Genomic DNA, 11,032 nt, shown 5'->3' with positions numbered 1-11,032 from the left:
AACGAGATTATAGATAATAACGTAGAAGCAAGTGAAATTACTGCAATTGTGGAAAAAACTAGCTTTTTTGATATTTTTTTATTATTATCAAAAACGGATAATTTGTTTTTAGATATCTCATTTAATAAAAATAATATCAGACTGGATTTATTATGGCAGTGGCTACATAAGAAATATTATCTAATAAATTTACAACAAGAATACGCTATTACCATAAACAGTACAGACAATCACAACTTTGAAAAAGTTTTATTATATAAAAAAGAAATTCTGAAGATTGCAAATGAACTTCAAGTTTTAAACGAATCTTTTATTAATCACACGATAACTTAATTATTTCAAACTTCTTTTAAAAGAAAAAAGCATATAGGTATTTAATGAGCAATAGCAATATAGACAATGATCTAGATAAAATAGATAGTTTACTTAAAAAAGCTAAATCTAAAAAGATACCGGTCACTTATGATGATATAAACAAAGCTCTTCCTCTTAATAAAAATCCTTCAATAAGACAATTAGAGGAAGCTATATTAAAATTTTCCGATGCGGGAGTAGATATTTTAGAATCTAACGAAGATGATGAAATTAAGCTTGATATCGGAATAGATGAAGAATTTAAGCTATCTACCAATGTTGATAATGAACCTGAGGATGAGGTAGAAGAAGAAAATATAGGTACTACCGATGATCCTGTAAGATTATATCTTAAGGATATGGGGGGAGTCGATCTTTTAACTCGTGAAAACGAAATAGAAATAGCAAAAAGGATTGAGGAAGGACGTAAAACAATGACTGCTTCCTTATGTAGAAGCCCTATTGCTATGCGTTGTTTTATAGTATGGTATGAAGATTTAGTTAATGAAAAAATGTTACTACGTGATCTGATAGATTTAGAAGCTAACATGTTACATGATGAAACACCCGAAAATGATGAAGAACATAGTAGTGATACCGAAGGAGAAGAGCATGAGGATAATCACTTATCTATGTCTAGAGTAGAAACGCAGATATTACCTAATATCATAGAGCGTATGAAGAAGATTTCTTTTATCTGCGAAGAACTACTCATTGAAGCTAAAAAATGTTATGAGAAATCTTTTGAGCCGAAAGTTTTACAAAATAGCAAAAAATATAATAATAATTTGGAATTATTAATAAATGAAGTTTTGGAAATACATTTTAATTCTAAAAGAACAGAAGAAATTTTAGGTAAGATGTATGGAATAAATCGTGATTTAATTAATAAAGAAACAGCCTTTTTAAAACTTGCTGAAAAATACGGAGTAACTCGCCAAAATTTCTTCGATGAATATATAGGATCGGTTATCAATGCAGCATGGAAAGAAAAAATGCTGAAAAATAAAAAAGTCGCTTGGAAAGAGTTAATTACTAAAGAATCAGATTATATAGATCAAATGATTGCCGAATTATCGGTTATAGAATCTAATACTGGTCTTTTAGTTAATGATTTTAAAAAACTAGTGAATACTATACAAAAAAGTGAGAGACAAACGCTACAAGCAAAAAAAGATATGATAGAGGCGAATTTACGTTTAGTTATATCTATCGCTAAAAAATACGCTAATAGGGGATTGCAGTTTTTAGATTTAATTCAAGAAGGTAATATAGGACTTATGAAAGCGGTGGATAAATTTGAATATCGCCGTGGTTATAAATTCTCTACCTATGCTACTTGGTGGATTAGACAAGCTATAACAAGAGCTATTGCAGATCAAGCAAGGACTATACGTATTCCTGTGCATATGATTGAAACAATTAATAAGATACTGCGTACTTCAAGACAAATGCTTAATGAACTCGGATACGAACCAACGGCAACGGAAATCGCTAACCGTCTTTCAATGCCGCTTGATAAAGTGCGTAAAGTCATGAAAATAGCTAAAGAACCTATAAGTCTTGAGAATCCCGTAGGTGATGATAGTGATGGAGGTCAATTAGGCGATTTTATTGAAGATAAGAATGCAGTAGCACCGATTGATGCGGCAATTCAGTCAAATTTACGAGAAGTTACCACTAGAGTACTTGCAACCCTTACGCCTCGTGAAGAAAGAGTGCTTAGAATGCGTTTCGGTATAGGTATGAATACTGACCATACATTAGAAGAAGTAGGGCAGCAATTTAAAGTAACTAGAGAACGTATAAGACAAATCGAGTCAAAAGCTTTAAGAAAGTTACAACATCCTATTAGATCCAAAAAGCTTAATAGCTTTAGAATTGGAGGAAAGCGTGGTGACGGTAATCCATCGGATTTACTAGAAGCGTGATAACACTTATATTGTCATACCGCGGCTTGATCGCGGTATCTCAGGATACGGTCTGTTATACAAGATCCCGTGGTCAAGCCACGGGATGACAATTGTAAAATCCAATCCCCTTATGTATCGATATAAGATCACCATTGAATATTTAGGCACGAATCTTGCAGGTTGGCAAAGGCAAGCAGGAGTAATGTCGGTACAGCAGATATTAGAAGAAGCGATTTATAAATTTTCCGGTGAACAGGTAATATTGTTTGGGTCAGGAAGAACGGATGCCGGTGTTCATGCTATAGGTCAAGTAGCACATTTTGATCTTTCAAAATATTTAGAACCTCACAAAATTATTACAGCTATCAACTATTTTGCAAGACCGTATGCCGTAGGAGTATGGAATTGTGAATTAGCTCCCAATAATTTTCATGCTAGGTTTTCAGTTACCTCTCGTCATTATATATATAGAATTATTAATAGACCTTATCCATCCGTAATTGATTTAAATAGAGCATGGTGGATTAGTTCACCTTTAGATATTCTAGCTATGCAAAAAGCTGCCGCTTATCTATTAGGCAAACATGATTTTACTTCATTTAGAGCTAGCTCATGTCAATCAAAATCACCGATTAAAACTTTAACTGAACTTAATATTATTAAAGAAGACGAAGAAATAAAATTATATCTTTCAGCCCCGTCATTTTTGCATCATATGGTACGTAATGTTGTCGGTAGTTTAGTGCTTGTCGGTAAGAATGTTTGGCAGGCAGAGCAAATTAAAGATGTTCTAGAAGCCAAAGATAGAAAAGCCGCCGGTCCTACTGCTCCCGCCTACGGTCTTTATTTTGTGAAAGCAGAGTATTAACAATCATAAATTTCGTCATTACAATGCTTCCCTGCATAGGCATTATTACGTGTGGATACCACCTCGTCATTGCGAGGAAATTACGAAGTAATTGACGAAGCAATCTCAGGATACTTGACGAGATTGCCACGCAGTCTACGACTGCTCGCAATGACGATCGGGTATCCACGTACAAAGTCCGCTCGTAATGACGTCCTAAATTAGTATACTACGACATTGTTAATAAACTATATAATTTTTCATGGATGTTAGTTAGCTTACCTATATCATTTCCACCGGCTTGAGCAAGGCTTGCTTGTCCACCTCCGCCGCTGCCGCCTAAGAATAAAGAAAGTTCTTTTGCAATTATACCTGCATTGTATTTGTCTGTTATAGCTTTACTCACCGCAACCGTAATAGATAATTTACCAATCCCCTCAGCAATATATACCACTATTAAATCTTCTAATTTTTTTGTTAAATTTTCGGCAGCCTGGCGTAATATTTTATTGTCTATATTTCCTACTTTTTTGTGTAATAGTTTTATTCCTGTTATTTGTTCAGCTTGTTTTTCAATTTGTTCTATACTTAAATCTAAACTAGCTAAATGAGTTTTTTCTAACTCTTTCTCAAGTTCTCTGTTACGCTCTAAAATATTATTAACTTTGGTAATAAGCTCATTTTTATTAGTCTTTAAACTGCTTTCTACCGATTTAAGTAAATTATCTTTTTCTCTCATTAATTTAATTACGAATTCACCGCAAACTGCTTCAATTCTGCGAACCCCTGCCGCTATAGCACTTTCGCTTGTGATTTTAAAGCAACCGATGTCACCGGTACGTCTGACATGCGTACCGCCGCATAATTCTAAAGAAGTCCCGCCCATCTTAACTACTCTTACTTCGGAGTCGTATTTCTCGCCAAACAGTGCCATAGCTCCTTGTTTGACTGCATCTTCAGTTGCCATTAATGTAGTATTTACCTCATGATTATCTCTAATAATCTCATTTACTTTATCTTCGATTAAAGTGATTTCTTCATTAGTCACAGCTTTAGAATGGCTAATATCAAAGCGTAAATAAGTCGGAGCGACTAACGAACCTTTTTGTGTAACATGTTTATCAAGTACCTCGTGCAGTACTGCATGTAATATATGCGTTGCTGAGTGATGAATTCTTAAATTCTGCCTATATCTTATGTCTATACTAAAATTAGCATTCTCGCCTACGTTAATCTGCCCCTTTTTCAAAATACATTTGTGGACTATAATAGAGCCTAAATATTTTAAAGTATCTATTACTTCTACTTCAGAATCTTTTGCAAATATTGTCCCAATGTCACCCATCTGACCGCCGGACTCACCGTAAAAAGGTGTTTGGTTGCTGATTAGCAGAAATTGCGTATCTATCTCTTTTATATCATTAACTAAATTATTATCTTTAATTAATGCAATTATTTTACATTCTGCTTCATTAAGCGTATATCCTAAAAACTCCGTACTACCATGCTGCTCTTTGATATCAAACCATAGTTGATCGGTTTTGGACTCACCGGAGCCAAGCCAAGATTTTCTAGCACGTTCTTTTTGCATAAGCATTTGCTCTTCAAACCCTTTGTGATCAACGGAAATATTACGGTTTTTTAGAATATCTTCGGTTAAATCAAGCGGAAATCCGTAAGTATCGTATAGTTTAAACGCTACTTCTCCTGATAATTCATTACCTGTTGTTAGCGTTTCTGTTTCTTCGGTAAGAAGCTTTAGACCACGTTCTAATGTGGCTTTAAATCTAATTTCTTCTTGTTCTAAGATACTGCTTATAAAGCTTTCTGCTCTTTTAAGTTCAGGATAAACATTCCCCATTAAATCAACAAGTTTTGGCAGTAATTTATACATTAACGGCTCTTTGCTACCTAGCATATGAGCATGCCTCATGGATCTTCGCATAATGCGGCGCAGTACGTAACCACGCCCCTCATTTGAAGGGATAACGCCGTCAGCTATTAAAAAGCTACTTGCTCGTAAGTGGTCGGCAATAACTCGGTAAGAAAATTTAGCTTCTCCCTCTACTTTCACTTTTACTATATTTTCGGTAAAATTAATTATTTCCTGAAATAAATCTATGTCATAATTATTGTTAACATGCTGTAATACTGCCGTCATACGCTCAAGACCCATACCGGTATCGATAGATTTTTGCGGTAACTCTATTCTAGTATCGTTATCGATTTGTTCATATTGCATAAATACCATATTCCAAATCTCGATAAATCTGTCACCGTCTTCGTCCTTAGTACCAGGTAGCCCGCCGTATATTTGTTCTCCGTGGTCATAAAAAATTTCAGAGCAAGGACCGCAAGGACCAGTATCGCCCATAGACCAAAAATTATCGTTTGTTTTAATCCTTATTATGCGATCATCCCCAAATCCTGCTATTTTTTTCCAGTAAGAAGCTGCTTCGTCATCGGTATGATAAATTGTTGCATAAAGCTTGTCTTTTGGGAGTTCAAATTCTTTAGTCAATAAATTCCAAGCGTAATATATGGCTTGTTCTTTAAAATAGTCACCGAATGAAAAATTACCTAGCATTTCAAAAAGTGTGTGATGTCTTGCAGTATAACCGACATTCTCAAGGTCGTTATGTTTACCGCCGGCTCTAAGAGATTTCTGACTAGTTACCGCTTTGTTATAGGGTCTTTTTTCTTGTCCGGTAAAAACATTTTTAAATTGTAGCATTCCGGAATTAACAAACATTAAGCTAGGGTCATTGTATGGAATTAACGAGCTAGCCGGTACATGTGTATGATTATTTGCTTTAAAGTAAGTTATAAATTTACTTCTAACTTCTTCGGTGGTAAATTTAGTCATGGTAAAATATATTATTTAATGTTATGTCATTCCGGGGTGGATCATTTTTCGTCATTGCGAGGAAAATTACGCAGTAATTAACGAAGTAATCTCGTGCCAAAGTCCTGAGATTGCCATGCTCCTTATCAGTCGCTCGCAATGACGGTTCGGTATCCATGCAGAAATGACGTCCAGTATAGTAAAATACACTGAATTATGATTAAAATAAATTTATTTATGAAAAATATTTTTGATTCGATCAAATTACATTTTGTTCAATTTGCTACAAAATTAAAAATATTTTCTTTCAAAAGAAAAAAGATTGTGGTGTTACTAGGTAATAAAGGTGTATTTCTTAGTACTTTTCTCAATAATAAATTATTAGATAAATTATTTATCCCTACTCAGGAACAGATAGACTTAAATCCTTATAAAAACTTTTTTAGTAAATTTCCAAAAAGCGATATTTATTTTTTACTTGACGGCAGCGAATGTAAAACACGGCACGATCAAATACCTATATTACAGTCAATAGTTAAACTTAATCCTATTGAACAATTTATTGAAGGTTATTTTAATAAAGAAGACATTATAGCACATTGTGTTTACGAAATTACTACTACCCCAAGTGAAATTTGGTCGACTTTAATTATGTCGTGTCCATTTGAAACACCTTTAAGTGATATAATTTCATGCATTATAGATAAAAGATCGCTTGATTTAAAAGGAATTTACTTTTTAACGTTAGAGCTAAAAGTTATTATAAATAAAATAGTGCAGAATATAGAAAATGATAAATATAACGATTATTTTCAAATTTGTGTATATGCATCACAAGCTAGCGGTATAAAATTTATTATCAAACATAAAAATGATATAATAACAATTAGAAATCTTGAGTATCCATTTGATAAAACAACTGGCTATGTTCAAGGTATTATAGAACAAGCAATTAATGATTGTTTGATATTATTTAAAAACTATATAAGTAATCTTGACCAAAGAGTCTGTATAATTCTTATAGTAGATGAAGAGTTAAAATCTTTATTAGAATCAACAAATTTTGAAGATCGCCCTGTAATCTTTATACCGGTTGATAATATACTAAATAAGCAAACTCTAGAAAAAGAAAGATTTATAGATACGAATATTAGTAGGCTGTTTCTAGAATATAAGAGTTTTCCCGCTTATAATAATAATTTAAAATCAATAAAAAAACTAGTTACTATAAAGGATCTGACATTTAAATTATATAGTGCATTACTTATAATATTAATATTAATGGTCGGTATTATCAAATATAATACAAAACAGAATTACAAAGACATAAACTCTATTAATGAAAAATATTATGCAACAAATCAAGAATATGATAGTATAAAATATAAATATCCTTATATTAAAAATACTGCTAGCCTAGCTGATTTATATGTAATAGAAAAATTACTAGAAGCACCGGTGCCACTGCCGTTTGATTTACTTAAAAGGCTAATAATTACTTTAAATCCGGCTTTTAAATTAGAAGAAATTAAATGGGAATTAACAAATATAGATAATATTTTGTTAGTTTCTAAGAGGCAATTAATAATCAAATTAATACTTAAATATCATAATAATAATCTATCGGTAGATGAATCTCTAAAGATACTAGATGATCATATGCAAAACGTAAAAAATAAATTATCTAATTTGCAGATAGATTATGTTATATATAAGGATAAAATACTTGATATATTCGGTAAGGTAGTAATTCCTTTATCGGTTAATATAGTTAATGATAAGATATAACAACTGTGTCATTACTGCAAGGATACCAAGTCGTCATTGCGAGGAAATTACGTAAGTAATTGACGAAGCAATCTCAGGATATTTGATGAGATTGCCACGCTCCTTTCAGTCGCTCGCAATGACGAAAAAACTGCTCTACACTAATAAAGTAAGGTAAGCACAAAATGTTTGAAAAATATATTATGTATTTAAAGAATCTTATATTTTTTCAATTTATTATATATTTCTTCTTTATTGCCTTAACTATCTGGATAATAAAAAATTTCCAGCAAGAATACAGTAAATCTATTCTTGATAAACAAGTTTCACAAGAAAATCTAACAGAGGAAGTTTTAAAGCTTTATTCTGTCATTAACTCTAAAGAAGAAATATTAGAATCTTACAAAAAATATGTAGATTTAAGCGTGCCAAGTAGTGTGAGTTGCTTAAATTATCAAGAACTAATTCCTAAAATAAAAAGCTTAAGCAATAAATATGATTTAGTAGAACCTATAGATGTATCTATAAATTCAGTATTTTTTAAAAATAATGTTCAGGCGATTGAAGGAGAAGGTGAATCGATTCATGTAAATAATTATAGCATAAATATAAAATATGCATGTGCAGATTTTTTGACTTTTCTAAAAATATTCTCTGAAATTTATTCTTATATGCCTCCTAATACTCTTATATCTTTTGTACGAGTACGTAATGAAGAAGTGTTAACGCCTAAGAATATCTATAAACTTTCAGTAAATCATGCTCCTAATCTTATTTATGCTAAATTGATATTATATATCAGAGAATTAGCCTCAAAATAAATTACTAAAATGAATAATGCAATAGTACTTAATAACGTAAATACTAATTTATTTAAAAAAGATATTGTTAATAATTTTGTCAATAATCTTACAAAATCTACTTGCTCTACTATTGCAAATATGCTTGCTATAGATTATACGCTAAGGCTTAATTCTAAACCGGAAGCTGCAAAATATATTAATAAATGTATTTCTAGACTCAAAAATTATTTAGGTATGCGGGTTATTAACGATGATAATTTTTCCGTAGCATTAGAGTTATTTGCAATAATGATTACTTCTGAAGACGAAAATGAGCAAAATAAGAATAATATTTTAGAGCAATCACAAGATATAATAGCAGAAAATCTTGTAGAAGTTTATTTTGGAGATGAAAAAATAAATAGTACCGAAAAAGAAAAAATTAAAAATATATTTAAAACTCTTTTAAAAGAGAAGAATTTTGACAAAATAATAAATTATGCGGAATCTCACAAAAAATTATTTAAGGCTTCTGTAATGTATGCAATGAAGAAATATAATAATATTGATGAAGCAACTATCTATATAAAGAAAGAATTTAATAAAATATTAGAGATGTCTTTAGCATTTACACAAAAAAGTAATATATTTAAACAAGCAACCGGAAAAATCGCCGGTGCTGTTTGTGCTTTATTAGTCGGAGCAATTAGTGTTGCGACTGCGGGAGCGGCTTTTTCTATCATAGTTGTACCGGCATCAATTTTTGCCGTCAGATATGCACCTGAACTTGGTGAAAAAATTGGAGGATTAATTTTAAATAATGATAATGCAATAAAACTAGAACAAAGCAATATAGAGAAGTTTATGAAAACATTACAAAATGATAAAGAAAGTCTTCTATCTCAAGAAAAAACAAAAAACATCAAAAAAAATATAAAAGTTTCTCCTTCTCAAATAAATGCTAAATTAACTAAGAAAGTGGTTAATGAAAAACATAGATAGGGTTTTGTTGTATAAATCGATTTTTCCACTGTCACCCCGTGACTTAATAATCACGGGGTCCAGCTTAAAATACTAATAATTATTAGTATTTTAAGTTGCTTTTCTGGATACCGTGGACAAGCCACGGTATGACAGCGAGTGCATTTTCTGAGCCATGCAACAAAGCCATAAAGCTATTTTTTACTTGAGAATATAAAATATTACTCTTATTATCTTTTTTAAAATCAATAAAATAACTTAATGAGAAAAGTAATAATATCCGGCATGATCGGCAACGCTTTAGAATGGTATGATTATGCATTATATGCTCAATTTGCTTATATTATAGGGCAGCATTTTTTTCCGGATTCAGAAATGCGAGAGACTTTAACTTTTGCGGTATTTGCTGCAGGCTTTGTAGTACGACCGCTTGGCGGTATTATTTTCGGTAATATCGGTGATAGATTCGGTAGACGTACTGCTTTGGTGATGGGTATTATAACTATGGCAATACCGACTGCCGGAATAGGTCTCTTACCAAGTTATAAAACTATTGGAATTGCCGCTCCTATTATTTTAACTATTATCAGACTCATACAAGGTTTTTCTTTAGGAGGGGAATTTAGCGGTTGTATTTCGTATATTGTAGAACATGCTTCGTTCGAGCAGCGAGGACTTGCGGGGAGTAGCTCATTCGTTAGTATGTGCGGCGGTATGCTGCTTGGACTTGGTACAGCATCCGGTTTTTCTTATTTTATGCCTGCCGATATGCTATTTGAATGGGGTTGGAGGATACCTTTTATTGCCGGTTTATTTATTAGCTCCGTAGGTTTATATATTAGAAAAAACCTAGCAGAAAGTCCTATTTATAAAAAAGCTAACGAAACAGGACGTTTAGCACGTTTTCCTTTACGAGAAACATTAACAAAATATCCAAAAGAACTAATTATCGCACTTGGTCTTTATATTACCGTAACTGCTCCTTTTTATACTTCTACGGTTTTTATCGGTAATTTTATGCAAACACTCGGTTATACTAATCAGCAAAGCACAATTGTTAGTAGTATAATATTAATCGTAATGATGATAGTATTTCCTATATCTGCGTATGTTTCGGATAAGGTGGGGCGGCGTCCTGTACTAATATGGGGGATTATCTTGTTAATTTTATCAGTCTATCCTATTTTTGTAGCCTTAGGATCGATGAATTTTACTTTAGCTATAATATCTCAAGTAATATTTGCCGGAGTTATTAGCATTTATATGGGACCTATTCCAACGGTTTTAGTAGAGATATTTCCGACTAGCATAAGATTTACCGGTGTTGCACTTTCATACAACCTTGCAGCTGCTATATTTGGCGGTACTGCTCCAATGTTAGCAATGATATTAACGAAAGTTACCGGAGACAATTATGCTATTGCATATTATTTAATTGCACTTGCCTTGTTATCTTCTATAATCCTAAAATTCTATAAAGAAACTTATAAAAAGAATTTGGTAAACTAGGTTCTGTGCTAAAATTAATAAGATTTTTGCAGGA

The 11,032-nt window shown here is 32.1% G+C and carries 7 protein-coding genes and 1 pseudogene; 7 read left to right on the top strand and 1 reads right to left on the bottom strand.

All coding sequences use genetic code 11. The features are described from left to right. The 3 genes and pseudogenes from D6968_RS00295 to truA all read left to right on the top strand — a co-directional run. Window positions 1-333, top strand: a pseudogene (locus D6968_RS00295) (DNA primase); the annotation flags it as partial. A gap of 44 nt (window positions 334-377) precedes the next feature. Next, window positions 378-2,285, top strand: a complete 1,908-nt coding sequence (gene rpoD, locus D6968_RS00290) for an RNA polymerase sigma factor RpoD (protein ID WP_121542609.1) — start codon at window positions 378-380, stop codon at window positions 2,283-2,285. 112 nt (window positions 2,286-2,397) lie between these two features. After that, the gene (gene truA, locus D6968_RS00285) at window positions 2,398-3,135 is read left to right on the top strand and encodes a tRNA pseudouridine(38-40) synthase TruA (protein WP_121542607.1); all 738 of its coding nucleotides are present in this window, start codon (window positions 2,398-2,400) and stop codon (window positions 3,133-3,135) included. Window positions 3,136-3,343: 208 nt separating this feature from the next. On the opposite strand, the gene alaS is transcribed toward truA, so the two are convergent. After that, window positions 3,344-5,980, bottom strand: coding sequence for an alanine--tRNA ligase (alaS, locus tag D6968_RS00280; RefSeq protein WP_121542605.1), 2,637 nt, complete (start codon window positions 5,978-5,980; stop codon window positions 3,344-3,346). A 195-nt stretch (window positions 5,981-6,175) separates the two neighbouring features. Here alaS and D6968_RS00275 point away from each other — a divergent pair, with 195 nt between their 5' ends. The 4 genes from D6968_RS00275 to D6968_RS00260 all read left to right on the top strand — a co-directional run bounded on the left by D6968_RS00275 (window position 6,176) and on the right by D6968_RS00260 (window position 10,998). Further along, window positions 6,176-7,747: a hypothetical protein gene (locus D6968_RS00275; RefSeq protein WP_121542603.1), complete on the top strand. Its 1,572-nt coding sequence runs from the start codon at window positions 6,176-6,178 to the stop codon at window positions 7,745-7,747. A gap of 164 nt (window positions 7,748-7,911) precedes the next feature. After that, a complete protein-coding gene (locus D6968_RS00270; protein WP_121542601.1) occupies window positions 7,912-8,547 on the top strand; it encodes a hypothetical protein in 636 nt (211 codons plus the stop codon). Window positions 8,548-8,556: 9 nt separating this feature from the next. Next, window positions 8,557-9,510 carry an RP853 family protein gene (locus D6968_RS00265; RefSeq protein WP_121542599.1) on the top strand — a complete coding sequence of 318 codons (954 nt, stop codon included), beginning with the start codon at window positions 8,557-8,559 and terminating at the stop codon, window positions 9,508-9,510. Between the two features lie 240 nt (window positions 9,511-9,750). Then, the gene (locus tag D6968_RS00260; RefSeq protein WP_121542597.1) at window positions 9,751-10,998 is read left to right on the top strand and encodes a metabolite/H+ symporter; all 1,248 of its coding nucleotides are present in this window, start codon (window positions 9,751-9,753) and stop codon (window positions 10,996-10,998) included. The last annotated feature ends 34 nt before the right edge of the window (window positions 10,999-11,032 follow it).

It is taken from the genome of Candidatus Rickettsia colombianensi (assembly GCF_003664375.1).
Taxonomy (GTDB): domain Bacteria; phylum Pseudomonadota; class Alphaproteobacteria; order Rickettsiales; family Rickettsiaceae; genus Rickettsia; species Rickettsia tamurae.
This window is presented reverse-complemented; position numbering and strand designations above follow the sequence as displayed.